At 74.5% G+C, this 26,005-nt stretch carries 22 protein-coding genes and 1 pseudogene; 5 read left to right on the top strand and 18 right to left on the bottom strand.

The window, feature by feature from the left end:
• Positions 1-3: 3 nt before the first annotated feature.
• Both ACFZB9_RS28750 and ACFZB9_RS28755 read right to left on the bottom strand, forming a co-directional pair.
• Positions 4-1,254, bottom strand: coding sequence for a M64 family metallopeptidase (locus ACFZB9_RS28750; protein ID WP_391451914.1), 1,251 nt, complete (start codon positions 1,252-1,254; stop codon positions 4-6).
• Positions 1,255-1,389: 135 nt separating this feature from the next.
• Positions 1,390-2,676, bottom strand: a complete 1,287-nt coding sequence (locus ACFZB9_RS28755; RefSeq protein WP_391451916.1) for a benzoate/H(+) symporter BenE family transporter — start codon at positions 2,674-2,676, stop codon at positions 1,390-1,392.
• Between the two features lie 190 nt (positions 2,677-2,866).
• Between ACFZB9_RS28755 and ACFZB9_RS28760 the strand changes: the two genes are divergently transcribed.
• Complete coding sequence (locus ACFZB9_RS28760; RefSeq protein ID WP_391451917.1) at positions 2,867-4,309, top strand: hypothetical protein; 1,443 nt, start codon at positions 2,867-2,869, stop codon at positions 4,307-4,309.
• A 64-nt stretch (positions 4,310-4,373) separates the two neighbouring features.
• Here ACFZB9_RS28760 and ACFZB9_RS28765 read toward each other — a convergent pair whose 3' ends face one another.
• From ACFZB9_RS28765 to pdhA, 3 genes are read right to left on the bottom strand one after another with little or no spacing between them, the layout of a single operon-like run.
• Positions 4,374-5,813, bottom strand: a complete 1,440-nt coding sequence (locus tag ACFZB9_RS28765) for a dihydrolipoamide acetyltransferase family protein (RefSeq protein WP_391451919.1) — start codon at positions 5,811-5,813, stop codon at positions 4,374-4,376.
• A 16-nt stretch (positions 5,814-5,829) separates the two neighbouring features.
• Positions 5,830-6,801, bottom strand: coding sequence for an alpha-ketoacid dehydrogenase subunit beta (locus ACFZB9_RS28770; protein WP_391451921.1), 972 nt, complete (start codon positions 6,799-6,801; stop codon positions 5,830-5,832).
• Between the two features lie 6 nt (positions 6,802-6,807).
• Positions 6,808-7,953: a pyruvate dehydrogenase (acetyl-transferring) E1 component subunit alpha gene (gene pdhA / locus ACFZB9_RS28775; RefSeq protein ID WP_391451923.1), complete on the bottom strand. Its 1,146-nt coding sequence runs from the start codon at positions 7,951-7,953 to the stop codon at positions 6,808-6,810.
• Between the two features lie 359 nt (positions 7,954-8,312).
• Here pdhA and ACFZB9_RS28780 point away from each other — a divergent pair, with 359 nt between their 5' ends.
• Together ACFZB9_RS28780 and ACFZB9_RS28785 are read left to right on the top strand one after the other, a co-directional pair.
• Positions 8,313-8,975, top strand: a complete 663-nt coding sequence (locus ACFZB9_RS28780; RefSeq protein ID WP_391451925.1) for a response regulator — start codon at positions 8,313-8,315, stop codon at positions 8,973-8,975.
• Between the two features lie 277 nt (positions 8,976-9,252).
• A complete protein-coding gene (locus tag ACFZB9_RS28785; RefSeq protein WP_391452114.1) occupies positions 9,253-10,278 on the top strand; it encodes a phosphotransferase in 1,026 nt (341 codons plus the stop codon).
• Positions 10,279-10,285: 7 nt separating this feature from the next.
• Here the strand turns inward: ACFZB9_RS28785 and ACFZB9_RS28790 are convergent, their stop codons facing one another.
• The 8 genes from ACFZB9_RS28790 to ACFZB9_RS28825 form a co-directional block, all read right to left on the bottom strand.
• Complete coding sequence (locus ACFZB9_RS28790) at positions 10,286-12,214, bottom strand: protein kinase (RefSeq protein WP_391451927.1); 1,929 nt, start codon at positions 12,212-12,214, stop codon at positions 10,286-10,288.
• Between the two features lie 139 nt (positions 12,215-12,353).
• On the bottom strand, positions 12,354-13,790 hold the full coding sequence (locus ACFZB9_RS28795; RefSeq protein WP_391451929.1) for a protein kinase: 1,437 nt from the start codon (positions 13,788-13,790) through the stop codon (positions 12,354-12,356).
• Between the two features lie 206 nt (positions 13,791-13,996).
• Positions 13,997-14,515, bottom strand: a complete 519-nt coding sequence (locus ACFZB9_RS28800; RefSeq protein WP_391452116.1) for a bacterial proteasome activator family protein — start codon at positions 14,513-14,515, stop codon at positions 13,997-13,999.
• Between the two features lie 189 nt (positions 14,516-14,704).
• The gene (locus ACFZB9_RS28805) at positions 14,705-15,817 is read right to left on the bottom strand and encodes a hypothetical protein (RefSeq protein WP_391451931.1); all 1,113 of its coding nucleotides are present in this window, start codon (positions 15,815-15,817) and stop codon (positions 14,705-14,707) included.
• Positions 15,818-15,951: 134 nt separating this feature from the next.
• A complete protein-coding gene (locus ACFZB9_RS28810; protein WP_391451932.1) occupies positions 15,952-16,446 on the bottom strand; it encodes an N-acetyltransferase in 495 nt (164 codons plus the stop codon).
• 106 nt (positions 16,447-16,552) lie between these two features.
• A complete protein-coding gene (locus tag ACFZB9_RS28815; protein ID WP_391451934.1) occupies positions 16,553-16,984 on the bottom strand; it encodes a hypothetical protein in 432 nt (143 codons plus the stop codon).
• A 93-nt stretch (positions 16,985-17,077) separates the two neighbouring features.
• Positions 17,078-17,920, bottom strand: coding sequence for a hypothetical protein (locus tag ACFZB9_RS28820; RefSeq protein ID WP_391451936.1), 843 nt, complete (start codon positions 17,918-17,920; stop codon positions 17,078-17,080).
• Positions 17,921-18,293: 373 nt separating this feature from the next.
• Positions 18,294-19,271, bottom strand: a complete 978-nt coding sequence (locus ACFZB9_RS28825) for an NAD(P)H-quinone oxidoreductase (RefSeq protein WP_391451938.1) — start codon at positions 19,269-19,271, stop codon at positions 18,294-18,296.
• Between the two features lie 544 nt (positions 19,272-19,815).
• Between ACFZB9_RS28825 and ACFZB9_RS28830 the strand changes: the two genes are divergently transcribed.
• Both ACFZB9_RS28830 and ACFZB9_RS28835 read left to right on the top strand, forming a co-directional pair.
• Entirely contained in the window at positions 19,816-20,436 is a 621-nt protein-coding gene (locus ACFZB9_RS28830; RefSeq protein WP_391451939.1) for a cyclodeaminase/cyclohydrolase family protein, read from the top strand.
• Complete coding sequence (locus ACFZB9_RS28835; RefSeq protein WP_391451941.1) at positions 20,433-21,278, top strand: bifunctional 5,10-methylenetetrahydrofolate dehydrogenase/5,10-methenyltetrahydrofolate cyclohydrolase; 846 nt, start codon at positions 20,433-20,435, stop codon at positions 21,276-21,278. The genes ACFZB9_RS28830 and ACFZB9_RS28835 overlap by 4 nt, the downstream gene beginning before the upstream one ends.
• A 58-nt stretch (positions 21,279-21,336) precedes the next feature.
• Here the strand turns inward: ACFZB9_RS28835 and ACFZB9_RS28840 are convergent, their stop codons facing one another.
• From ACFZB9_RS28840 to ACFZB9_RS28860, 5 genes and pseudogenes are all read right to left on the bottom strand, one after another.
• Positions 21,337-22,419, bottom strand: a complete 1,083-nt coding sequence (locus tag ACFZB9_RS28840; RefSeq protein ID WP_391451943.1) for a potassium channel family protein — start codon at positions 22,417-22,419, stop codon at positions 21,337-21,339.
• 84 nt (positions 22,420-22,503) lie between these two features.
• Positions 22,504-23,751 carry a molybdopterin molybdotransferase MoeA gene (locus ACFZB9_RS28845; RefSeq protein ID WP_391451945.1) on the bottom strand — a complete coding sequence of 416 codons (1,248 nt, stop codon included), beginning with the start codon at positions 23,749-23,751 and terminating at the stop codon, positions 22,504-22,506.
• A 113-nt stretch (positions 23,752-23,864) separates the two neighbouring features.
• Positions 23,865-24,129: pseudogene (locus tag ACFZB9_RS28850) on the bottom strand (DUF6457 domain-containing protein); the annotation flags it as partial.
• Between the two features lie 96 nt (positions 24,130-24,225).
• Positions 24,226-24,873 carry a molybdenum cofactor guanylyltransferase gene (locus ACFZB9_RS28855; protein ID WP_391451947.1) on the bottom strand — a complete coding sequence of 216 codons (648 nt, stop codon included), beginning with the start codon at positions 24,871-24,873 and terminating at the stop codon, positions 24,226-24,228.
• Positions 24,874-24,916: 43 nt separating this feature from the next.
• Positions 24,917-25,891, bottom strand: coding sequence for an MBL fold metallo-hydrolase (locus tag ACFZB9_RS28860; RefSeq protein WP_391451948.1), 975 nt, complete (start codon positions 25,889-25,891; stop codon positions 24,917-24,919).
• Between the last annotated feature and the right edge of the window lie 114 nt (positions 25,892-26,005).

Below are 26,005 nucleotides of genomic sequence, written 5' to 3' on the forward strand. Positions count from 1 at the left end.
CTCTCACCCCGTCAGGACCCAGCTGACGCTGCGCGTCATGTGCTGGTCCCGGAACGCCTCGTCGCGCACCCAGTCGGTGGTGTCCCGCACCGTCGCGTTCACCGTGGCCCGCTGCCCGGGCGCCAGCGCCAGCGTCGCGGTGTCGAACGAGCTGTGGTCGGAGGTCGGGGGCGGCACCACCTTGCCGTCCACCTTCCACTCCACCTGGAGCTGGCGGCCGCCGGTCAGTGTCAGCGGCCGCACGGTCAGCCGGGGCCGCCCCGCCACCCGGCCGGCCGCGGGCGAGATGCCGTCCAGCGGGCTGACCCGGCGGTAGAGCTGCTCGATGATCGCCTCCCGCGAGGGGAGGTTGTAGCTGCCGCCCAGGGTGCGCATCACCGAGTCGGCGGTGGGGCGGTAGATGCCGTTGGCGCTGCGGTAGGCGCCCACCGGGCCGCCACCGTCCGGCGAGTCGGTCCCCAGCCAGCGCCACCACTTGAGGTGGTCGCGGCGCATGACCTCGTCGCCCTGGCTGGAGAGGTTGGGGTAGCCGGCGTCCTTCGGAGCACTGTCGTACTCGTCGCCGAGATCACCGACGGTGTGCCCTATCTCGTGCTGGATGATCCGCCCGGCGTCCGGGCTGCCGCCCGACAGGGTGGTCACCCCGGTGCCGCCGGCCCCGCCGTACTCGGTCGAGTTGGCGAGCGCGATCAGGTACTGCGGTCCGGGCCCCTGGCCCGCGTACTGGGCGGTGGCGTTCTCGTCGGCGCACAGCAGCCGCGCGGTCCCCTCGCACCAGAAGTGCATGCCCAGCGGGGTGCCGGGCCGGCGGCCCTTGACCTGCCCCTCGACGATCCCGGAGGTCGGGGAGACCACCTCGACCCGCCGTATGTTGAAGAAGCCCTGGTAGGTGCGGAACGGCTCGATGTCCATCAGCGCCCGCCAGGCGTTGTCGGCCTGCTGTCGGAAGAGGTCCTGCTGGCCGGCCGTGTAGCCGTCGCCGAGCAGCACCAGGGTGATCCGGTTGGCCGGATCACCGGTGCGGCGTATGTCGACCGTCGGTGCGCCGGCCCGCAGCCGGGCGGGCGCGACGCCCACGCCGCCTCTGGGCGGGGCGGCCCGGTCGGTGGCCGAGGTGCCGAGGGCTCCGGTCGACCAGGCCGGCGCGAAGGGCGCCGGCCCGGCGAGCTCCAGGGCGGCGGGCAGCACAGCCGCCGCGAGCAGGACGAGTGCGGCCAGACTCCGGATGAGACGGCCAGGGTTGCCAGGCGCCATACCGATGGTCCTCGGTGCTCCGGTCACCCGGCGGGCGCGCGGGTGGGGGTCGCACAGCCGTACCCGCCCCGCCCGGGCCTACCGACCTCGGCCCGCGCTTCTCACCCGCCAGGCCCACCGCTGCCACCCGTAGGCTCAGCCCGGCTTGCGCACCGCCCGCGGCTCCGGTTGTGCCGCTCCGCTCCGCCCGCCCCGGGCCGTACCGGCGCCGAGGACCAGCTGGGTGCCGACTCCCAACAGCAGGCCCCAGAAGGCGGCCCCGACGCCGAACAGCGTCATGCCCGAGGTGGTGGCGAGGAAGGTCACCGCCGCCGCCTCCCGGCCCCGCTCCTCGGCCAGCGCGGCCGCCAGACTGCCCTGGAAGGCGCCGATCAGCGCCACCCCGCCGACCACCGCGACCAGCGCGGCGGGCAGCGCGGAGAAGAGGCTGACCAGCACCCCGCCGAAGCAGCCGACCAGCAGGTAGAGCACCCCGATCGACATCCCGGCCGGATAGCGCCGGCGCGGCTGCGGGTGGCTCTCCGGGCCGGCGCAGATCGCGGCGGTGATGGCGGCGATGTTGACCCCGGGGCCGCCGAACGGCGCCAGCAGGATCGAGACCACCCCGGTCGCACCGACCAGCAGCCGGTCGTCGGGCTGGTAGCCGAAGCCGCGCAGCACCCCGAGCCCCGGCGCGTTCTGCGAGGCCAGCGCGACCAGGGTGAGCGGCAGCGCCAGGCCCACCAGCGCCGCACCGCCGAAGGCGGGCACGGTCAGCACCGGCCGGGTCAGGCCGCCGTGGCCCAGGTCGAGCGGCAGGCCCACGGTGCACGCGGCCGCGACCGCCCCGACCAGCAGCGCGGCCGGCACCGCGTACCTGGGCAGCAGCCGCTTGGCCGTCAGATAGGCCGCCAGCGCGGCGAGCACCACGACGGGCGCCGTGTGCAGCGAGGTGAAGATCTCGGTCCCGAAGCTGAACAGGATGCCTGCCAGCATCGCGTTCACCACCGCGGCCGGGATCGCCCGCACCAGCCGCCCGAACAGCCCGGTGACCGCGAGCACCGTCACCGCCACCCCGCTGACCAGGTAGGCCCCGATCGCCTCCGGGTAGCTGTACGCGCCCAGGCTGCTGACCAGCAGCGCGGTCCCCGGCGTCGACCAGGCGGTGATCACCGGCAGCCTGGTCCGCCAGCTGAGCAGCAGCGAGGTCACCCCGCTGCCGATCGATATCGCCCAGATCCACGAGGCGGTGTGCGCCTGGTCCAGGTGCCCGGCCCGGGCCGCCGCCAGCACCACCACCAGCGGCCCCGAGTAGCAGACCACCACGGCGATCAGACCGGCCAGCAGCGCCGAGAAGGAGACGTCGCGGCGCAGCGAGTACGCAGGTGGCGGGGGATCGGCGAGCGGATCGGCGGGGGCGTCCAAGGTGCGGTGTTCGGCCATCTGAGCAGTATTCAGGAGCGGGCCCGGGACGGGCCGGAAAATATTTTCGAACTCACCTGCAACCCCCGACAAGGATGCGCGTCTATACGGATGAAGGCACGGAGAGCGGGACCGGCGCAGCCGGGGGGACGCGACGCCGGACTCCTTCGCCCAACACACCATCAGAACCAGGTCCTTGAAGGAGCGCGTCATGCGTATGCCCGCTTTCTCCCGTATTGCCGCCCATGTCGTCTCGCGTCGCGCCCTCGCCACCGGCGTCGCGACCCTCGCCCTGGGCGCCGCGCTGCCGTTGCTGAGCGGCGGCACCCCGGCCTGGGCCTGTGGTGACGCCCCGGCCAGGACGGTGGTCCCCACGCCCGTCCAGTCCCAGCCGGCGCCCCGGGGCAACGTCGGCAGCGGCTTCGTCCCGGGCTTCGCCGACACCATCACGGCCGGTGGCCCCGCGGTCGAGGTGGGCGAGGAGGTCACCAACTTCACCGGCGTCGCCTACGACGGCATCACCCCGCAGCTGTCCTTCGCCAACGCCCTCGACGGCACCGGCACCTTCCCGCGCCTGCAGGACCTCGACGTCCAGGTGATGGTCGACGGCAGCTGGCGGACGCTGCCGATGCTGCACGGCTGCGACCCGGCCGTCCACGCCGACACGTCCTCCCTCGCCCAGCACCTGGAGAACGGCCGCGCCACCCGCTTCATGTTCCGGGTCAGCCTGTCCGCCAACGCCCCGGCCGACCTGCACGACTTCACGATGTACTCGGGGCCGGACGCGCAGGGCAAGGTCCCCTCCCACGTCCTCAAGGTCGTGCGCCCGGCCGCCACGCCCGCCCCGGCCCCCAGCAGCTCCAGCACCCCGGCCCCGGCCAACCCGGCCGAGGAGAACGGCTTCCGGGCCGGCTTCTTCATGATGGGCACCAAGCCCCTGACGATCACCCCGGGCGGTGCGCCGCTCGAGATCGACGTCGAGGCCGGCAAGGACAGCGGCGCGCCCTACCAGGACGTCCGGCCGGAGCTCGTGCTCTCCTCCGACAACTCACCCCGCTTCGTGGGCCGGCCCGACGTGGTCCTCGAACTGCGCACCGCCGACGGCTGGCAGCCGGTCCCGGTCCGCTCGACCGGCCACTACTCCCTGACCGCCGACCTGTCCGGCATCAAGGGCAGCCCCATGGTCAACGGCCACGCGGTGCACTTCACCTACCGGCTGGCGCTGAAGGCCGGCGCCGCGCAGAACACGACGAACCTGCAGGTCCGGGTCTCCGCCGTGGCGGAGAACGGCCGGGGCTCGGACAGCCAGGTCCGCGACCTCACCGTCCTGCACCCCACCACCGCGCCGGCCAAGACCCCGGCCCCGGCCCCGACCCGGCAGGCCACCGCGCCGGCCGCCCCGGCCGCCGCCACCAGCGCCGCGCCGACCCGGCCGGACGCCACCGAGCCGACCGCCACCCAGCCGGCCACCCCGGCCGCCGTCGCCCCCGGCACCGGGTCCACCGGCAGCAGCTCCCCCACCGCCACCCCGCGCCTGGCCTTCACCGGCGGCGGCAGCTCCGCCCTCCCGCTGGCCGGCGCGGGCGGCGCGCTGGTCCTGCTGGGCGCCGGCGCACTCGTCGTCACCCGGCGCCGCCGGGCCACCCACCACTGATCCGAACGCAGTCGGGCCCCGCACCTGCCACAGGTGCGGGGCCCGGACCCTTTTTGACGGACCGTCAGGCCCAGGTGATCAACCGCTTCGGGCGCTCCAGGATCGCGGCCACATCGGCCAGCACCTTGGAGCCCAGCTCGCCGTCGACCATCCGGTGGTCGAAGGAGAGTGCCAGCGTGGTGACCTGACGGGGCACCACCTTGCCCTTGTGGACCCACGGCAGCTCCCGGACCGCGCCGAAGGCCAGGATGGCGGCCTCGCCGGGGTTGAGGATCGGGGTGCCGGTGTCGACGCCGAAGACGCCGACGTTGGTGATGGTGACGCTGCCGCCGGCCATGTCGGCCGGGGAGGTCCTGCCCTGGCGGGCGGTGTCGACCAGCGAGCCCAGCTCGGTCGCCAGGCCCGTCAGGGTCAGCGCGCCGGCGTTCTTGATGTTCGGCACGATCAGGCCGCGCGGCGTGGCGGCCGCGATGCCGAGGTTGACCTGGCCGCGCAGCACGATCTCCTGGGCGGCCTCGTCCCAGCTGGCGTTGACCTCGGGGTTGCGCTTGATCGCGGTGAGCAGCGCCTTGGCCACCAGCAGCAGCGGGCTGACCCGCACCCCCGGGCCCAGCTCGCCGCTCTCCTTGAGGGTGCGCACCAGTTTCATCGTGCGGGTGACGTCGACCTGGACGAACTCGGTCACGTGCGGCGCGGTGAAGGCGGAGGCGACCATCGCCTGGGCGGTGGCCTTGCGCACGCCCTTGATCGGCACCCGCACATCGGTGCCGGCGGCGGCCACCGGTGCCGCCGGGGCGCTCTCGACGGCGCTCGCCACGACGGTCTCGGCGACCGGCGCGGGAGCCGGGGCCGCGGCGGCGTGCACGTCCTCGCGGGTGATGATCCCGTCACGGCCGGTCGGCACCACGGTGCGCAGGTCGATCCCCAGGTCCTTGGCCAGCTTGCGGACCGGCGGCTTGGCCAGCGGCCGTTCGCCGGACACCGACTGCTGTGCCGGGACCACCGGGGCCAACGCCCGGGCCGGAGCGGCGACCGCAGCCGCGGCGGCGACCGGGACGGCGACCGGAGCCGGGGCGGCGGCAACCGCCGTGACGGTCGTCCGCCGGGCCCGGCGCTGGGTGCCACCGGTGCGCGGCCCGTAGCCGACCAGCACCTCGCGGCGGGCCGGCTCGGCCGGCTCCTCGTCGAGGGCCGCCGGGGCGGGCGCGGCCACCGCGGCGGCGACCGGAGCGGCGGCGGGCGCCGCACCGGCCACCGCGACCGCGATGATCGAGGTGCCGACGTCGACCGTGGCGCCCTCGGCGAAGTGCAGCGCCTGCACCGTCCCGTTGAACGGGATCGGCAGCTCCACGGCCGCCTTGGCGGTCTCCACCTCACAGACGATCTGGCCGTCGGTGACGGTGTCGCCGGGCTGCACGTACCACTTGAGGATCTCGGCCTCGGTCAGGCCCTCGCCCACATCGGGCATCTTGAACTCACGGAGTGAGCCGACATCTGTGGTCATGGTTGTCACTCCGTTCTCAGAACGCCATGGCGCGGTCGACGGCGTCCAGCACCCGGTCCAGGTCGGGCAGGTACTGCTCCTCGACCCGGGACGGCGGGTACGGCGCGTGGTAGCCGCCGACCCGCAGGATCGGCGCCTCCAGGTGGTAGAAGCACTTCTCGGTGAGCCGGGCGGCCAGCTCGGCGCCCATGCCCATGAAGACCGGTGCCTCGTGCACCACCACGGCCCGCCCGGTGCGCTGCACCGAGGCCTGCAGGGTGGCGAAGTCGACCGGCGAGAGTGAGCGCAGGTCGACCACCTCCAGGTTGCGCCCGTCCTGCGCGGCGGCCGTGGCCGCCTCCAGGCAGACCTTCACCATCGGACCGTAGGCCAGCAGCGTCAGGTCGGTGCCGGGGCGCACCACCTTGGCGGCGTGCAGGTCCAGCGCGGGCGCACTGCTGATCTCGGCCTTGTCCCAGTACCGGGCCTTGGGCTCCAGGAAGATCACCGGGTCGTCGGACTCCACCGACTGCCGCAGCATCCAGTACGCGTCGTCCGGGTTGGACGGGGTGACCACCCGCAGGCCCGCGGTGTGCGTGAAGTACGCCTCGTGCGACTCGCTGTGGTGCTCGACCGCGCCGATGCCGCCGGCGTACGGGATCCGGATGGTGACCGGCATCTTGACGTGCCCGAGCGCGCGGGCGTGCATCTTGGCCAGCTGGGTGACGATCTGGTCGAAGGCCGGGTAGACGAAGCCGTCGAACTGGATCTCCACGATCGGGCGGTAGCCGCGCAGCGCCAGGCCGATCGCGGTGCCGACGATGCCGGACTCGGCGAGCGGCGTGTCGATCACCCGGTCCTCGCCGAAGTCCTTCTGCAGGCCGTCGGTGACCCGGAAGACGCCGCCGAGCTTGCCGACGTCCTCACCCATCACCAGGGTCTTCGGGTCGGTCTCCAGGCAGGAGCGAAGGCCCTCATTGATGGCCTTCGACATACTGAGCTTGGACATGATCGGTTACTCCCCGCCCTCGAACGACTCCGCATACGCGACATACTCGGCCCGCTCCTCGGCCACCAGGGCGTGCGGCTCGGCGTAGACATGGTCGAAGATCAGCGTCGGGTCGGGGTCCGGCATCGAGCGCACGCCCTCGCGCACCCGCAGGCCCAGCACCTCGCTCTCCGCCTCCACCGCCGCGAAGAACTCCTCGTCGGCCAGCTTCTCGTGCTCCAGGTGCGCCTTCAGCCGGGAGATCGGGTCCTTGGCCTTCCAGGCCTCGGTCTCCTCGGTGGCCCGGTAGCGGGTCGGGTCGTCGGAGGTGGTGTGCGCGCCCATCCGGTAGGTGAACGCCTCGACCAGCACCGGGCCGCTGCCACTGCGGGCGTGGTCCAGCGCCCAGCGGGTGACCGCCAGGCAGGCCAGCACGTCGTTGCCGTCCACCCGCACGCCGGGGAAGCCGAAGCCGGAGGCACGGCGGTAGAGCGGGATCCGGGTCTGGGTGGTGGTCGGCTCGGAGATCGCCCACTGGTTGTTCTGGCAGAAGAAGACCACCGGGGCGTTGTAGACCGAGGCGAAGGTGAAGGCCTCGTTGACGTCGCCCTGGCTGGAGGCGCCGTCGCCGAAGTAGGCGATCACCGCGTCGTCGGCGCCGTCCTTGGTGATGCCCATCGCGTAGCCGGTCGCGTGCAGGGTCTGCGAGCCGATCACGATCGTGTAGAGGTGGAAGTTCTTCTCGTTCGGGTCCCAGCCGCCGTGGTTCACACCGCGGAACATCCCGAGCAGGTTGAGCGGGTCCACCCCGCGACACCAGGCGACGCCGTGCTCACGGTAGGTGGGGAAGGCGTAGTCGTGCTCGCGCATCGCACGGCCGCTGCCGACCTGTGCCGCCTCCTGGCCGAGCAGCGAGGCCCACAGGCCCAGCTCGCCCTGGCGCTGCAGCGCGGTGGCCTCGGCGTCGAAGCGCCGCACCAGCACCAGGTCGCGGTAGAGGGAGCGCAGCTCCTCGGGGGTGACGGTCAGCGGGTAGTCCGGGTGCTCGACCCGCTCGCCTTCCGGGGTCAGCAGCTGGATGAGCTCCGCCGGGGCGTCCTTCCCCGCGGGGACGTTCTCGGGGACGCCGGGGGCGGCCTTCTTGCGCGCCCTCGCCGTGCTTTTGACGGTCACGTTCACTCCTCGGTCTGTCCGGCCGCCCGGGGTCGCCGGTGACCGGTCCGGTCACCTCCTCGCACAGCGCGCGGGGTGGGCGCACCGAATACGCGGCAGGTGGTGATCCTTTTCCGACGGCGTCCTCACGAGAACGTTACCCAGCGGGCGCTCTTGGCGCGCCTGCGCTAGGACGTCCTACTTGTTCCGACCTGGGTGGGGTCGAACCGGGCTCACAGCTCGCACCGGCGGGTGCCGTCAGGACACCTGCGCACGCTATCCGGGCAGCGCGTTTCGCGTAAGGGGGTTGATCGGACAGATTGTGTGGCAGGTGGTGCGGACGATAGGCCCTCTCTGTGGCGTTATGGGAGTATTTGGCGATGAACGAAAACGGGCGAATCAGGGTTTTCCTGCTCGACGATCACGAGGTGGTCCGTCGCGGAGTGCACGAGCTGCTGTCCGGTGAGGCGGACATCGAGGTGGTCGGCGAGGCCGGCACCGCCGCCGAGGCGCTCGCCCGGATCCCGGCCGTGGCTCCGGACGTCGCCGTCCTCGACGTGCGGCTGCCGGACGGCAACGGGGTGGAGGTCTGCCGCGAGGTCCGCTCGCAGCGGCCCGAGATCCGCTGCCTGATGCTCACCTCGTTCTCCGACGACGAGGCCCTGTTCGACTCGATCATGGCCGGGGCCTCGGGTTACGTGCTCAAGGCGATCCGCGGCACCGACCTGCTCTCGGCCGTGCGCGACGTGGCGGCCGGCAAGTCGCTGCTCGACCCGGCGGCCACCAGCCGGGTGCTGCAGCGGCTGCGCGAGGGCGGCGAGAAGGAGGACGAGAAGCTCGCCCAACTGACCAAGCAGGAGCGGCGGATCCTGGACCTGATCGGCGAGGGCATGACGAACCGTCAGATCGGCGGCGAGCTGCACCTGGCGGAGAAGACGGTCAAGAACTACGTCTCCAGCCTGCTGGCCAAAATGGGTATGGCGCGACGCACCCAGGCGGCCGCCTACGTGGCCCGGCTCGGCGCCGACCAGCAGCATCACTAACCGTCCCACCAGCGGTTGGTTAACGCACCGTCAGCGATCATGACCGTCGGAACGGTGCTCACAACCGGGCAATTTCCGCCATCGGCGCCTCGATCGACACGCCCGGCTACGATGACGGAGCGTGATTGACCGTCAACTCCTCTCCGCTCCAACCATCCTTTCCGGCAAGCCGGTTGACCATGATCCGGACAACCCCGTCCACGCCCTGGACGGACCGGCGCACGCTCCGCACACCCCGGCGCACGGCCCGGACGGCCCGGACGCCGCCGCACCACCGGTGGGCACCCTCAGCCCGCCGGTCCCGCACGAGGCACTGGCCCGGGTGCTGCGCGGCTACGCCACCGGCCGGCTGCTCACGGCCGAGCCGGTGGCCGAGGGCCTGCTCAACCGCGGCTACCGGGTCACCACCGAGGACGGGCCCTACTTCCTCAAGTGCTACGTGGACCAGGCCACCGCCGGCCGCGCCGCGATCGCGGCCCAGCACCGGGCCACCACCGCACTGGCCGCCCGCGGCCTGCCGGTGCCCGCCCCGCTGGCCGACCGGGACGGCCGCACCGTCACCGACCACCAGGGCCGCCACTTCGCCCTGTACCCCTGGGTGGCGGGGCGGCACCGCACCGGAGCCGAGCTGAACCTGCCGCAGTCCGCCGAACTCGGCGCGCTGCTCGCCGAACTGCACGGCGCACTCGACGAGGTCTGCGCCCCCGTCAGCCAGCCCGCCGAACTGCCCAGCGCCGACCCCGAGGAGACCGCCGAACTGATCGAGCAGCTGCGCGCCCTGGCCGCCGAGCACCGCCCGTACGGGCCGTTCGAGCATCTCGCCGAAGAACGGCTGGCCGAGCGGGCCGAGTTGCTGGCCGCCCACCGGCACCGCCGGCCCGCACCGGCGGAGTTCGGCCGCTGCGGCTGGGTGCACGGCGACTTCCACGGCCTCAACCTGCTGTACCGCGGCGGCCGGGTGGCGGGCGTGCTGGACTGGGACCGGCTGCGGGTGCGCCCGCGCGCCGAGGAGACGGTCCGGGCCGCCACGCTGATCTTCAACGACCCGGTCAGCGGCGAGCTGGACCTGGCCCGGGTGCGCCAGTACGCGCGCGGCTACCGGGCCGCCTGCGGCGCCGGGCGTCCGGAGCTGGCGCTGGCCGTGCACCGGGTCTGGTGGGAGCGGCTCAACGACTTCTGGATGCTCCAGTGGCGCTACCAGCGCGCCGACCCACGCGCCGACCCGCTCTTCCCGGCAGCCGCCGGACAGACGGTCTGGTGGTGCCAGGAGTACGAGCAGGTCCTCGACGCGTTCGTGAACTGACTACCCGTCAGTTCTGGGGGCTCGGGTTGATCGGCAGAATGCTGTGCCCGGTGCCACCGGCCTGGCCGCCACCGGTGGTACCGCCGGTGCCACCGGCAGTACCGCCGCCGGTGGTCCCACCACCCGTGCTCCCACCGGTGCCGCCGCCGGTACCACCGGCCGTTCCGCCACCGGTGCTGCCGGTCGGCTGACCGGTCCCCGGGCTGGCGCCGGTCGGCTGACCGGTCCCCGGGCTGGCGCCGGTCGGCTGGCCGGTCCCCGGCGCCGTGGAGGACGCCGTGCCGCTCGGCACCCCGCTGGTGGACGGGCTGGCGGTCGGCGAGGTGGAGTGCGGCGGCCGGTAGGTCGGCTGGTAGCTCGGCTGCGACGGCTCGGTGGGCGGCTGGTACGGCGTGCGGCTGCGGCTGGGGCTCAGGCTCGGCGTGGGGCTCGGGCTGAGCGTGGTCGGCGAGGTGGACGGCGAGTCCGAGGCCGAGGTCGGGGCGCTGGGCGCCACCGGGTTCACGTTGCTGCCCCCGCCGCCGGTGCCACCACCGGTGGCCGCCACCGCGATGCCGATGCCGGCCGCCAGCACCAGCACCACGCCGGCCGCCCAGGCCAGCGCCTTGCGCCGGCCGGGCCGCGGCTGCTCCTCGTAGCCGCCGCCGTAGCCGTCACCACCACCACCGTTGCCGCCACCGCCGCCCGCGCCGCCGTACGGCGTGGCCGGGGTCGGGTAGCCGGAGGTCTGACCGCCGTAGGGCAGCACGGCGGTCTGGTCGGCGGGCCGGCCGGCCCCGGCCGCCCCGAAGACCGCCGTGACCGCGGTCCCCTGGCCCGGGGTGCCGTCGTAGCCCGACTGCCCGAAGCCGCCGAGCTGCGCGGTGGGGTAGCCGCCCGCGCCGTGCATCTCGCGCAGCGCGTGCTGGATGTGGGCGCGGAACTCGTCCGCGCTCTGGAACCGCTCGTCCGGGTTCTTCGCCAGCGAGCGCAGCACCAGCTCGTCCAGCTGCCAGGGCACCCGGCCGTTGGCCTGCGCGGGCGGCACCGGCGCGTCCTGGACGTGCTGGTAGACCACCGAGAGCGGGGTGTCGCCGGTGAACGGCGGGCGCAGCGCCAGCAGCTCGTAGAGCATGCAGCCGGCCGCGTACAGGTCGGAGCGGTGGTCCACCGGCTTGCCCAGCGCCTGCTCGGGCGAGAGGTACTGCGGGGTGCCCATCACCATGCCGGTCTGGGTCATGGTGCTGGCCGCGCCGTCGAGCGCGCGGGCGATGCCGAAGTCCATCACCTTGACCGCGCCGGTGGTCGTGATGATCACGTTCGCGGGCTTGATGTCGCGGTGCACGATGCCGTGCCGGTGGCTGTAGTCCAACGCCTCCAGCACCCCGGCGATGATGATCAGCGCCTGGTCGACCGGCGGCGCCTCCTCGTCCACCAGCAGCTCGCGGACGGTCTTGCCCTCCACCAGCTCCATCACGATGTACGGGGTGGACTCCCCGCCCACCAGCTCCTCGCCGGTGTCGTAGACCGCAACGATCGAGTGGTGGTTGAGCGAGGCCACCGAGTGCGCCTCACGGGTGAAGCGCAGCCGGGACACCTCGTCCTGGGCCAGCTCGGGGCGGAGCAGCTTGACCGCGACCTGGCGGCCCAGGCGCACGTCCTGGGCGGCCAGCACCTCGGCCATGCCACCGCGGCCCAGCCGGTGGGTCAGCCGGTAGCGGCCGTCGCCGAGGGTGCCGAGCGCGGCGGCGACGCCACGGCTCGGGGTGCTCGGACCGCCGTACGGCTGGCCCTGGGCGCGGGCGGCCGTGGTCTGCTCGGGGTCGTAGTCCAAGGGCGCCTCGTCGGCCGCACCCCGCTCGTAGGGGTACTCGTGCTCGTGCTCAGGACCGGGACCGGCACCGGGGGCAGGGGTGAACTCACCCTCGCCGTCGCCCGACTCATGCGTCTGTGCCATTACTCCCTCGCCCCGGGCCGACGCTCTGGTCGCGGTCGCCCTTTCGATTCGCTCCCCGAGAACGCTACCGCCTGAGGCGCCCGCACCCCGAATGCGTCCGGCTGCCGGGGAGCGGGCAGTCCGTTGCGTATTCGCGCCGCTACGCCAGGTCCGGCGACGGCCCGGCGGCCGGGTCGAGGCGGCTGACCTGGGAGGGCAGCGGCGGCTGGCTGGTGCTGTCGGTGCTGCTCTTGGCCACGATCGCAATGATGATGATCAGCAGAACAATCACGCCGATGATCACACCGACCACCACGAGCGCCGTCGAGCAGCCGCTGTTGTTGGCCTTCACCGGTCGCGGCGGCGCGTACGGGACGGCCTGCGGCATCGGCGCCGGGGTGGGCGCCTGCTGCGGGAAGGCCGGCGGCGTCTGGTAGGCCTGCGGCGCCGGGGTCTGGTACGGCTGCTGGTAGGGCTGCGGGGTCGGGGTGCTCGGCCCGGGCCCGTACGCCGGCGGCGGCGTCTGCGGCCCGTACGGACCGGCCATCGGCTGCGGCTGGTAGGGCTGGTGCACCTGCGGGCCGGGGGTGTTGATGTCCCCGCCGACCGGCGGGAAGTTGGCCAGCGAGCTGGAGGCGTGGGTGGCCCGCGGCCCCTCGCTGATCACCAGCGGGGAGGCGGCCAGCGACGCGCCGCCGTTCTTCTCCCCGCCGGCCACCCGCTCGACCTCGTCGCGCATGGTCTGCGCGGTGGGAAAGCGGTGCGAGGGGTCCTTGCGCAGCGAGCGGGCCACCAGCGCGTCCACCGCCGGGGTCACCGCCCGGTTCACCGTGGAGGGAGCCGGCGGCTGCTCCTGCACGTGCTTGTAGGCGATCGAGAACGGCGAGTCCCCGTCGAACGGCAGCCGGCCGGTGAGCAGTTCGAAGAGCATGCAGCCGACCGAGTAGAGGTCGGAGCGGGCGTCCACGCTCTTGCCCAGCGCCTGCTCGGGCGAGAGGTACTGCGGGGTGCCGACCACCATGCCGGTCTGGGTCATCGAGGTCACCCCCGACTGCATGGCCCGGGCGATGCCGAAGTCCATCACCTTGACCTCGCCCTTGGTGTTCACCATGACGTTGCCCGGCTTGATGTCGCGGTGCACCAGGCCCTGGTCGTGCGAGGTGTCCAGGGCGGCCAGCACCGCGCTGGTGATCTTCAGCGCCTGGTCGGCGGGCATCGCACCGTGCTCGGCGATCGCCTGGTTGAGCACGTCGCGCAGCGAGTGGCCCTCGACGTACTCCATGACGATGTACGGGGTGGTGGCACCGTCCGGCGCCACCTCCTCGCCGGTGTCGTGGACCGCGACGATGTTGGGGTGCTGGAGGCGGGCGACCGCCTGCGCCTCGCGCCGGAAGCGCTCGCGGAAGGACTGCTCGCGGCCCAGCTCGGTGTGCAGCGTCTTCACCGCGACGTTGCGGCCGAGCACGTTGTCGTAGGCCAGGTGGACCGAGGCCATACCGCCCTCGCCCAGCAGCCGCTGCAGGACATACCGGCCGTGGCCCAGCGAGGTGAGCTGCCCCTGCGACTGGTCCACTCCGGTGCTGCCGTCCTCGCTCATGGTCCTCTGCTTCCCCCTCGGCGGGCCTACAACAGGGGTCAGGGTATCGGCTGCCGCCGCGCCCACCGCCACCGCGCCCGGCCGCACCGCCGCGGTGCACCGGGCGGTGTCCGAACGGCCCGGTCGCAGCAGGTCGCCGCGACCGGGCCGCCTCAAAGGAGGGTCTCGGACGACCGGCCTCGGATGACCGGCCTCGGGGCCGACGGCTACAGGTAGGGGCCGGAGCGCATGCCGTGCCCCTCGCCCGGGTCCTCGAACTCCTGGTCCATCGGCACACTGCCCGGCGGCAGCGCGCGGCGCATCTGCTCCAGCTGGGCCCGGGCGGCCATCTGCTGGGCGAAGAGCGCGGTCTGGATCCCGTGGAAGAGCCCCTCCAGCCAGCCGACCAGCTGGGCCTGGGCGATCCGCAGCTCGGCCTCGGTGGGGATGGTGTCCTCGGTGAACGGCAGCGAGAGCCGCTCCAGCTCCTCCACCAGCTCCGGGGCCAGCCCCAGCTCCAGCTCCTTGATCGAGCTGGCGTGGATGTCCTTCAACCGGGCCCGGCTGGCCTCGTCGAGGGGAGCCGCGCGGACCTCCTCCAGCAGCTGCTTGATCATGCTGCCGATCCGCATCACCTTGGCGGGCTGCTCGACCATCTCGGTCACCGGCAGCTCGCGGTGCTCCCCGTCCGCGCCGGTGCGGCCGAAGACACGGCTCTGGGCGCCCGGCGCGCCGCCGACCGCCATGCCGTCCGGGCCCACGATCAGCACCTGCTGCAGGCTGTCGTCCGACGGCCCGGTCGGTCCCGTCGATCCCTGGTACGGCTCGTGCTCGGGCCGTTCGTTCGGCTTCGTCATAGCTCCTTCATATGCTCCGGCCGGTGAGGGGGTCAACCGACCTCCGGTCCCGGTCACCGCCCGCCCGGCCGCCCCTGGTCAGCCACGGCGCGGCCGCAGCCGCAGGCGCAGCCCGACCAGCCCCAGCCCGCAGCCGATCAGCAGCAGCCCGATGCCGAGCGAGAGCACCAGTGTGGCCGGGTCCCGCAGGGTCACCATGACGGTGGTGACCGCGGCGGCCTGCTCGGTGGCGGCGGGGGTGGCGGCGGGGGCGTCCGCGGGGGCCGGCGGGTCCGCCTCGGTGCCGGGCGGCGTCGCCGGCACCAGGAGGGAGGCGCCCGGGGCGACCGGCAGGTCGGCCTCGACATCGGCGGGTCCGCCGGCGACGGGACCGGCGGCGGCATCGGCGGGGCCGGCGGCCGCGGCATCGGCGGGTCCGCTGCCCGGGGCGTCACCCGCGTCGGCGGTCCGGTCGCCGGCCGGGTCGTTCGGCGGGTCGCTCGCCGACAGGTCGGCGGGCGGGGCCGCGGCGGGCAGCACCGCGGGATCGCCCGTGGGGGACGCCGCGTCGGTGGTGGGGGCCGCACTCCCGGTGGCGGAGGCGCTCGGGGCCGGAGTCGTACCGGGCCGCGGCGTCGGCCTCCCGGTGACGCTCGCCACGGGCGTGGGCGTGGCGGTCCGGGGCGGGCTCGCGGCCGGCCCCGAGGACTGCGGCCGGGAGGGCGACGGCGGCAGCTGGGCCGGTGTCGGCCGCTGCACGCCGACCGGCCCGGCCGCGCTCGCCGCACCACCCGCACCGCCGCGGGTCGGGCTCGCGGCCGACCCTTCGCCGCTGTCCGGGTCGGGCGCCGCGGCCGACTCCCCCGCCAGGGACTCCCCCGTGGCCGACGCCGACTCGGATATCGGTCGCGGCTGTTCGGACGGCAGGCCGGCCACGACCGCGGCCGGCTGTGCCACCGCACCGGCGGGCGCCGCCTGCGCGGTGGTCACCGGCAGCACCAGGGAGAACAGCACCGGTGCGGTCAGCCCCGCCCCGGCGGCGAGCCGGGCGGTGCGCCGCACGGCCCCGCGGCGGCCGAGGCCGCGGCAGACCGCCGAGCGGCAGCGGACGGTACGGGAATGGAGACCGGAGCGGGTCGCGCGGCAGACCCGGCGGGCACGCGCGGCGGCGTAACGCGAGAGCGGGGACGACGAGAGCGAGGGCTTGGCCACGGACGACGGTCCTTCCGACGGCCGGCGCCCGGGGGGGCTCCGGCGGCGGGACAGCTCCGGACCAGCGTCACACAGACCGCCGGGCCGGGCATGTCGGCCGTCCGGGGCCCTTATCCCCCTTGGCAGGAGCGGCCTCAGCCCTGTTCCGGCAGCGCCAGCCAGTCCGCCCAGGAGATGCCGCGCCCCGGGTAGCGCGGGCGGGCGAACGGCCAGTCGGCGGCGATCCAGGACGGCACCAGCGCCTCCAGCGCCTCCTCGATCTCGCCGCCGACCAGCTCGTCCACCACCCACCAGGAGACATCGGCGTCGGCGCCCACCCTGGTCGGCGGATCGATGTAGACGCAGCCCAGCAGCGCGGTCTGCGCGGTGTCCAGCAGCGCGTAGTTGAACGACTGGTGGGCCGCGATCTCGGCCTCGTGCCGGGCCAGGTCGATCCGGTCCGCCTCGTAGGTCATCGAGGCCGGCGGCCAGCCGAAGGCCGGGCCGTAGATCGACCAGAGCCGCTCGCGCGAGCCCATCACCGCCGGATAGTCGATGTCGGTGTCGGCCGCCTTGATCGGGCGCAGGTGGTAGCCATCGAGGACGGGGACATGGACAGGGTGGACGAACTCCGCGGGCAACCAGGTCATAGCGCCGCACAGTACCCGCGGGCGGGCCCGGGACCCAGGGGTTTTGCGGCCGCCCAGCGCCGCCCCACCCCGCCCCACCCCGCCCCACCCCGCGCCGCCCGCGCCGTCAGCCGGAGACGCAGGCCTTGCCCAACTCCCCTGCCGCGTCGGTGATCGGCGACAGGTCGGGCTGCTGGTTGTGGGCGAGGCCGTCCTCGGCGTTCTGGATCGCCTTGGAGAGCTTGTCGACCGCGCTGTTCAGATCGGCGTGGGCGCCCTTGCCGCCGATCTTCTTCACGTCGCCCTGCAGCTTGTGCAGCGCGTCGGCGGTGTGCTGCCGACGGCTCGCGTCGGTCAACTGGCCGACGTTGAGGGCGGAGTCCTTCAGGTCCTGGACGTCACCGGTGACGCTGATGGCCCGCTTCCCGCAGTCGCGCGCGTTGTCGACGTTGTTGCAGCCCGCGACGACCGGCACCGCCAGGAACAGCGTGGACACGGCGACCGCCGGACGGCGCAGTCCGATCCGCATGATCTCCCCCTCGATGACGAGTCCGCTCACTCCCCTGACTCATCAACACCTTTCCTGCACCGGAAGGTTCCTGATCATGCGTCCGATCTCACGCGCGCCGCGCCACCGGCCGTTGACGCTGCGTCAGCGCAGCGCCTTCGAACGCCAGTAGCCGAACTGCTCCAGCGGTTCTCCGTCCAGCTGCCACGGCCACGGGGTCACCGTCTCGCCGATCAGCTCGAAGGTCCGCGTCGCCTCGCGCACCCGCCCGGCCTGGACCAGGGCGTAGGCCAGCAGGTTCAGGTCGGCCAGGGCGTTGGCGTGCGGCAGCCCGTCGGGGCCGGTCCAGCCGGCCAGGGCGCGCTCCAGGGCCGAGTTCGCGCGGTTCTGCGACCACTGCCTGCGGGCCAGCAGGGCCTCCACCCCGCCCTTGGCGGTGGTGCGCTCGTAGTCCTCGACCAGCGCGGTCAGTTCCACCCCCACCGCCGGTGCCGTCGCGGGGATCCCGGAGCGGACGGCGTCCACGAAGTCCAGCTGATGGCTGCGCGAGCCGCACTCCTCCGGCGAGAGGTAGTGCAGCATCTGCAGGTGCGCCTCGCGGTGCCAGGCGTCGCGGGCGGTCACCTCGTGCCAGACCTCGAAGACGTCCCGCGAGTCGGCGCGCAGCAGGCGCAGCATCCCGAGCAGGACCACCCAGGGAGTCGGGTCGTTCGGCTTGGCGGCGGCCGCCCGGTGGCAGTGGTCGGCGGTGGCCCGGGCGTCCTCCATCGTGCCCCGCCGGCGGCCGCGCACCAGCTCGACCCAGGCGTCGAAGACCAGCGCGTCCGCGCTGCGCGGCTGCCGCGACCGCCAGGAGCGGGCCAGGCCGGAGTGCGCGGCGGCCTCCGCGAGCACGCCGCAGCGGTGGGCGCGCCGGTCCCAGTCGGCGCCGGCCTCCTTGAGGACCCGCTCCACCTGGTCGATCTGGATCTCGCTCTGGCCCGGCATCGGGGGTGAGTCCAGCTGTCGGCGGACCTGACCGAGTCTGGCGTCATCGAGTTCCGGCAGCATGCGCGGCCCGGAACTCCGAAATCTTCGAAGGATCGACATTCGCGCAGCCTAGGGCTCCCGCGGAACCCCAGACAGGCCTTGGCCGGACCTCAAAGGGAATTGTTATTCACCGGCCGGATCGGGTGACGGTACCGCCTCGTACCGCGACTTCGGGCCCGGCACACAGCGGGATCCGGGTCTCCGCGCATTACCCCCCCCCCCGTGATTTCCCTATGCCTTCCCTGTGCCGATCCGGCATGACCATGCGGAATCCGGGCGGAATCCGGGCGGAGCCGCGAGGCGGGCCGGGCCCGCCTCGCGCTGCCGCGGGTCACACCTGCAGCACGATCTTGCCCACCTGCTCGCCCGCCTCCAGCGCCCGGTGCGCCTCGCCGACCTCGGTCAGCGGCAGCACCCGGTCGATCACCGGCTTCACCACCCCCGACTCCACCAGCGGCCAGACGTGCTCGCGCACCGCCGCCACGATCGCCGCCTTCTCGGCCAGCGGACGGGGGCGCAGCGAGGTGGCCACCACCGCGCCGCGCTTGGCGAGCAGCTTGCCCAGGTCCAACTCGCCGGTGCGGCCGCCCTGCAGGCCGATGATCACCAGCCGGCCCGACATCGCCAGCGCGTCCACGTTCCGCTGCAGGTACTTGGCACCCATGATGTCCAGGATCACGTCCACGCCATGGCCGCCGGTGGCCTCGCCGACCGCCGCCACGAAGTCCTGCTCGCGGTAGTTGATGCCCACGTCCGCGCCCAGCTCCTTGCAGCGCGCCAGCTTCTTCGCGCTGCCCGCGGTCACGATCACCTTGGCGCCGACCGCCTTCGCCAGCTGGATCGCCAGCGTCCCGATCCCGCTCGCGCCACCGTGCAGCAGCACCGTCTCGCCCGGGCGCAGGTGGGCGACCATGAAGACGTTGGACCAGACGGTCGCGGCCACCTCGGGCAGCGCGGCGGCCGCCACCAGACCCAGCCCCCTGGGCACCGGCAGCAGTTGGCCGACCGGGATGGCGACCTTCTCGGCGTAGCCGCCGCCCGCCAGCAGCGCGCAGACCTCGTCGCCGACCGCCCAGCCGGCGACACCGGGGCCGAGCGCCGCGATCCGGCCCGAGCACTCCAGGCCCGGGTAGGGCGAGGCGCCGGGCGGCGGGTTGTAGCTGCCCTGGCGCTGGAGGGTGTCCGCCCGGTTGACGGCGGTGGCGGCGACCTCGACCAGGACCTCGCCCTCACCGGGAACCGGGTCCTCCACCTCGGCCCAGACGAGCGCCTCGGGACCGCCGGGCTCGGGAATCGTGATTGCGTACATGCGTCCGACGCTACCCGGCCGCCCCGGCGCGCGGGCCGTTCGCCACCCGCGCCGGGACGGACTTCCTCCTGCGGGCCCTGGGGCGGTTGCTACGGGAGCGGGGTGGGCGCCACCAGGTAGGACTTGGTTCGGGAGGTCGTTGCCGACCAGGTACTCGTAGCCGTAGTCCGGCAGCTTGCCATGGGACTTGAGGCCGTTGAAGAAGCTGTCGACGCGTCTCGAAGCCGGAGTTGACGACCAGGTTGCTGCCGTCGGCGTGCGCCGGACTGCTCAGCGCGAGCGTGCAGCCCGCTAGGAGTGCTGCCGAACCGAGCATGGCGACAAGGGAGTTGGGCTTGCGCACGGAGCCCTCCGGTGGGGGGCGGCGGGGCGGTGCGAAGCGTACGGCCCTGACACTGGACTAGACCTATAAGGCAGTCAAGGGTTCCGGATCACTTCACCGGCCGCCCACCGAAGCCGCCCGTGCACGCGATCGTCCGGAAATCTGACGGACAGTCAGATATGCCAGAATGCGGACACCGACCCACCGTAAGGAAGAGCCGCCGTGCGCGACGAGACGATCAGCGATTTCCTGGACCGCCTGGCCGACCGGATCCCCGCGCCCGGGGGTGGCGCGTCAGCCGCCCTGCACGCCGCCCAGGCGGCGGCCCTGCTGGCCATGGTGGCCCGCTACAGCACCGGCGAGAAGTACGCCGCCCACGAGGCGGTGGTGGAGCGGATCATCCGGGAGAGCGACGCGCTGCGCGAGCGCGCCCTCACCCTCGCCGAGCAGGACGCCGCCGCGTTCACCGCGGTGACCGGCGCCTACCGGCTGCCCACGGACGACGAGGCGGCCAGGGCGGCCCGCTCGGCCGCCATCGGCCAGGCGCTGGCCGGCGCCGCCCGGCCGCCGGCCGAGGTCATCACCGCCGCCCTGGACGCCGTGGAACTCGCCGAGGTGCTGCTGCCGATCGGCAACCCCAACGTGATCACCGACATCGCGGCCGCCGCCGAGGCGGCCCGCGCCGCGGCCACCACCGCCCGGGTCAACGTGGAGGTCAACCTCGGTGGGATCCGCGAGGAGCGCACCCGCGAGGCGCTGCTGGCCGAGACCGCCCGGGTGGACGAGATCGCCACCCGCGCCGAACAGATCACCGCCGCCGTCCGGGCGGAGATCGCCAAGTGACCGCCATCGTCCTGTCCGGCACCGAGCTGGCCGCCTCGATCCGGGCCGAGGCCGCCGCCCGCGCCGAGGAGTTGGCCGCCGCCGGACGCCGGCCGCAGCTGGCCGTGGTCACCGCCACCGACGACAAGTCGAGCGCCTGGTACGTGCGTTCGATCCAGCGCGCGGCGCTGAAGACCGGCCTGGAGTGCACCGTCCACGACCTGGGCGCGGACGCCGCGCCGGAGGCGATCCGCGAGCGGTTGACCCGGCTCGGTGCGGATCCGCTGGTGCACGGCCTGATGCTGCAGACCCCGCTGCCGAGCGGCACCACGCTGGAGGAGCTGGCCTCGGCGATCGCCTTCGAGAAGGACGTCGACGGCGCCAACCCGCTCTCGCTGGGCCGCCTGGCCAGCGGTCTGCCGGCCTTCGCACCGGCCACCGCCGAGGCCGTGGTCACCCTGCTCGACCACTACAAGGTGCCGCTGAGTGGCCGTCAGGCCGTGGTGGTGGGCCGCTCCACGGTGGTCGGCAAGCCCGCCGCGCACCTGCTGCTCGACCGGGACGCCACGGTGACGGTCTGCCACTCGCGCACCGCCGACCTGGCCGCGGTGACCGGCACCGCCGACGTGCTGGTGGCCGCGGTGGGCCGGCCCGGGCTGATCACGGCCGCCCATGTGCGTCCGGGCGCGGTGGTGATCGACGTCGGGACCAACCCCACGCCCGAGGGCGGGCTGGTCGGCGACGTGGCCCCCGAGGTGGCCGAGCGGGCGGGCTCGCTGACCCCGGTGCCCGGTGGGGTGGGGCCGGTGACCACCGCGCTGCTGCTGCGGCACACGGTGCTGGCAGCCGACCGGGCGGGCTGAGGCCGGTCCCTGAGCACGCGGGCGCCTCAGGACGCCGGCCGCTCAGGACGCCGGCCGCTCAGGACACCGGTGTGGAGCGCGCGATGGTGATCACCCGGTCGGTGAGCTGGAGCGTGGCGGCCTCCGGGTCGGCGAAGTCCAGCACCCGCCGGCCGCGCACCACCGCGACCACGAGGTCGGGGCAGGCCCGCGGGCTCTGCCCGGCCTCGGCCCGGGTGACCGGACGCTCCACCACGTTCAGGCCCCGGCCGTAGGTCAGCAGGTCCTCCATCACCGCCCCGGCGTTCGGGCTGAGCATCGACATGCCCAGCAGCCGCCCGGCCGAGCTGGAGCTGGTCACCACGACGTCGGCCCCGCTCTGCCGCAGCAGCGGGGCGTTCTCGTCCTCCCGCACGGCGGCGACCACGGTGGCCGCCTTGTTCAGCTGCCGGGCCGTCAGGGTGACCAGCACCGCCGTGTCGTCGCGCTCGGTGGCCACCACCACCTGGGCCGCCTTCGGCACCTCGGCCCGCAGCAGGGTCTCCGTCCTGGTGGCGTCGCCCACCACGCCCACCAGGCCGTCCAGGGTGGCCGCTTCGATGGCCCGGCGCTGCGGGTCCACCACCACGACCGCCTCCTTGGCCACCCCCTGGCCGAGCAGGGTCTGGACCGCGCTGCGCCCCTTGGTCCCGTAACCGACGATCACGGCGTGGTCGTGCACCTGGGACCTCCAGCGTCCGATCCGCCACTGCCGACGGGTCCGTTCGGCCAGCACCTCCAGGGTGGTGCCGACCAAGATGATCAGGAAGACCACCCGCAGCGGGGTGATCACCAGGATGTTGGCCAGCCGCGCGCCGTCGCTGACCGGGGTGATGTCGCCGTAGCCGGTGGTGGAGAGGGTGACGGTCGCGTAGTAGGCGGCGTCGAGGAAGCTCAGCGTGGCGTGCGCGTTGTCGTGGTAGCCGTCCCGGTCCAGCCAGACGATCAGCGCGGTGGCGAAGAGCACCGCGAGCGCGATCGCGACCCGCAGCCCGACCTGCCGCAGCGGCGGTGCGCTGCCCCGGGCCGGCAGCTCGATCCGGCTGCCCGTCTCGCCGTCGGTGTCCTGGGCACGCCGGGCACCGCGGCGCGGCAGGCGCGGGCGCTGGTCACCGTCGATCATCTGCCCAGCATGCGGGGCCCGGTGGCGGGCGCCCGGGAGGCCGCGGGTGTGTGTCGTGGCCGGGCCACCGCCCTGACCGGGCGGTCAGTCCGGTACGCCCAGCAGCTCCACCCGCTCCCCCGCCGCCACCCCGCCCGGCGGGACGACCGCCAGCGCCTCGGCGAGCGCCAGTCCGCGCAGCATCGCCGGGCCGTCGAAGGCCAGCGGCACCGGGCCGTCCTCGGTCAGTCGCACCGGCAGCAGCCGGGTGTCGCCGGGATGCCCCGACAGCGCCCGGGCCGTCCTGGCCCAGCGGCCCGACCCCGCCTCGCGCCCGCTGCTCGCGTGCAGCAGGGGCAGCGCCAGGGTGACGGTGCCCGCCACGGCGGCCAGCGGGTTGCCGGGCAGACCGACCAGGTGACGGATCCGCCCGTCGGGGCCGGCCGGCGGCAGCTCGGCGAGCAGCATCGGGTGCCCGGGCCGGACGGCGACGCCGTCCACCAGCAGCCGGGCGCCGCTCTCGGCCAGCGCCGTGTGCAGGAAGTCGGCCGGACCCGCGGCCGTCCCGCCGGTGGTGATGATCAGTTCGGCCGGCGAACGGCGCACCGCGTCCCGCAGCAGCGCGAAGTCGTCGCGCACCGCGCGCCGGCCGAGCAGCTCGGCGCCCGCGGCCCGCAGCCACGGCTGCAGCATCGGCCCGAGCGCGTCGCGGACCAGGCCCGGCCCCGGCAGGCCGGCCGGCACCACCTCGTCGCCGAGCACCAGCAGCTCCACGGTGGGTGGGCGGCCGACCGTCAGCCGGTCGTAGCCGCAGGCGGCGGCCAGGCCGAGGACGGCCGGGGTGACCGGCGTCCCGGCGGGCAGCAACTCCTCACCGCGACGGCACTCCTGGGCGCGCGGCCGCACGTCCTGCCCCGGGGCCAGCGGGCCCGGGCCGCTCGGGTGCAGCGTCCCGGCGGCGAGGGTCCGCCGCTCCACCCGGCCGTGCTCGCGGCGCAGCACGGCGGTGGCGCCGGGCGGCAGCTGCGCGCCGGTGGCGATCTCGGTGGCCCAGCCGTCGGCCAGCGGCGGCGGGGTCCGGCCCGCCAGCACCCGGCCGGCCAGCCGCCAGGGGCCGGGCCCGGCCACCGCCCAGCCGTCCATCGCGGCGGTGTCGAAGGCGGGCAGGTCGGTGAGCGCGGCGAGCGGGCCGGCCAGGGTGTGGCCGAGCGCGGCGGCGAGGTCGAGCTCCAGGACCGGCCTCGGCAGCCGGGCGGCGGCCCGCCGGGCGATCGCACGGGCCTGCGGCCACCGGGCGATCGGGGTGGGGGTGGCCGTCCCGGCGGCGCCGAGCGGCGGGGCGGCCGCGTTCACGGCCGGTGCTCCGGCCCGGGGCGCGGGCCGGGGTGCGGGCCGGGCCCGGCGGCGGGCTGACCGTCCGTCGACTGCTGTCCGGCCGCCGGCTGTCCGGCCGCGGGCTGTCCGGCTGCCGACTGTTCGGCTGCGGACTGGGCCGCCCAGCGCTCGGCCAGGGCGGTGACCTGCCGCACCGCCTCGGTGAGCGCGCCGGGGCCACCGCCGCGGGCGGCCGCGGCGTAACCGACCAGGAAGGTGGTCAGCGGTGCGGCCGGGCGCTCCACCCCGTGCGCGACCACCCTCGCGAGGTCGAGCAGCTCCCGCAGGTCGGCCTCCGGGTCGATGCCCAGCTCGGCCGCCGCCTCGGTCATCCAGTCGTTCAGCGTGCGTTCCATGGTGGACCATGCTGCCGCACTCGACGGCACCCGACCGTGCCGCGGTGTGACGCGGGGCAGGCGTTTCGCTCACCGGGGTGACCGGAGCGGCCTGAGCTCACCCGTCCGCGGCCCGCTCCGCCGCCCGGCGGCGGGCCCGCTCCAGGTCCTCCCAGGTGTCGCAGTCCTGCGACACGCCGTCAGGATCGGCCAGCCGCACCGTGCGCAGGCCGCCGACCAGCCGGCGCAGCGGCCGGCCCACCGGATCGCCCAGTGCCGCCAGCGTCGCACGCAGCGGCGCGGCCCGGTAGGCGGCGGCCAGCGGCTGGTCCCGTCCGTCGGCGTCCACCAGCATCGCGGCCTGCGGGTGCGGTGCGCCGTCCCGGGCGACCGCGGCGACCAGCGCGCGCACCGTGCGGGCGTCCAGGAACGGCAGGTCGGCGGCGAGCAGCAGGACCACCGGCGAACGCAGCGCCGGCTCGACGAGTGCGGCCGCGACGGCGGCCACCGGGCCGCCGCCGGGCGGCTGCTCCCTGGTCCAGCGCGGCCCGCGGGGCGCCGCCGGGTCCGCCGGTTCCTCCGGACGCGGGCTTTCGGGCCCGACCACCACCGTGGTGTCCGCCGCCGCGCAGGCGTCGAGCACCCGGTCGAGCAGGCTGCGGCCGCCGACCGTCAGCCGCGGCTTGTCGACGCCGCCGAGCCGGCGGGCCGCACCGCCGGCCAGCACGATCGCGTCGAAGGGCGTGGGCGTGGGGCCACTGGTCATGGGGCCAGTATCGAGCCTCGGCGGCTCGGCCTCGGCCGCTCGGTCAGTCCTCGGCCTCGGCAGTCGCCCCGCCCTCGGCCGCCGCCTCGTCCTCTCCCCCGCCTGCCGCCCCGCCGCCGTCCGCCACCACCTCCGCCGCGGTGTGCGCCGCCGCGGCCGCCGCCAGCACCGGCGGCAGCGTCAGCTCGCCGTAGCGCTCGCCGACCGCCGCGATCAGGCCCTCCGGATCCCCCGGGTGCGCGGCCAGCAGCCGGTCGTAGTCCTGCAGGTACTCGCCGGTGAAGGCCAGCACCCGGCCCGCGTCGTCGTCCTGGTCCGGCGCCCGGTGGCCGGCGATCACCCTCGTCACGTCGAGTTCGGCGATCCGGCCCAGGTTGCGGATCCAGGCGATGCGCTGCTCGGTGGTGGTGTCGGCGGTCCAGAGGTGGGTGCCGTTGTAGACCAGGTCACCGGCGATCACCGTGCGCGAGCCGGGCACGTGCACGACGGTCGAGGTGTCGCAGTCGCCCTGGCCGAGGTAGAGCACCCGGATCAGCTGACGGTCGATCATCAGCGGCTGCGGACGCAACGGGCGGGGCAGCACCGGGTTCTCGGGGATGTCGGCCCCGTACACCGGCCGCCACTGCCGGACCTTGGCGGCGGCCGTGGCGGCGATGGCGGCCACCACCGGCGGGGCCGCCAGCACATGCGCCTGCGGGAAGAGCCGCAGCACCTCCTCGACCCCGAAGTAGTGGTCGGGGTGCGGGTGGGTGATCACCACGGCCAGCAGGTTGCGGCCCTTGCCGGCGATCCACTCGGCCAGTTCGCGACCGGCGCTGCGGGTCAGCTGGGCGTCGACCAGGATCGCGTCCCGGGCACCGATGATCAGACTGGAGGTGGCGAAGAAGGCCGACTCGGGGCCGGTGAAGACCTCGATCGCCAGCGGCGGCCCGGGGCGCCCGGCCGCCTCGGCGCCCACCGGGGCGACGCCGTTGCCGCTCCCCTCGGCGTGCTCCTGCGGCGGTGGCGACGACGTCACTGGCTCTCCCTGGTCCGACGGCCCCCGCGCCCCACCGGGCGGGGGCGCTGTCGGCACCAGCATGGGAGTGGACCCCCCGCACCGCCCGGCAGGCGCGCCCGGGCGGGTGAGCGC

It is taken from the genome of Kitasatospora sp. NPDC008050 (assembly GCF_042957465.1).
GTDB lineage: Bacteria > Actinomycetota > Actinomycetes > Streptomycetales > Streptomycetaceae > Kitasatospora.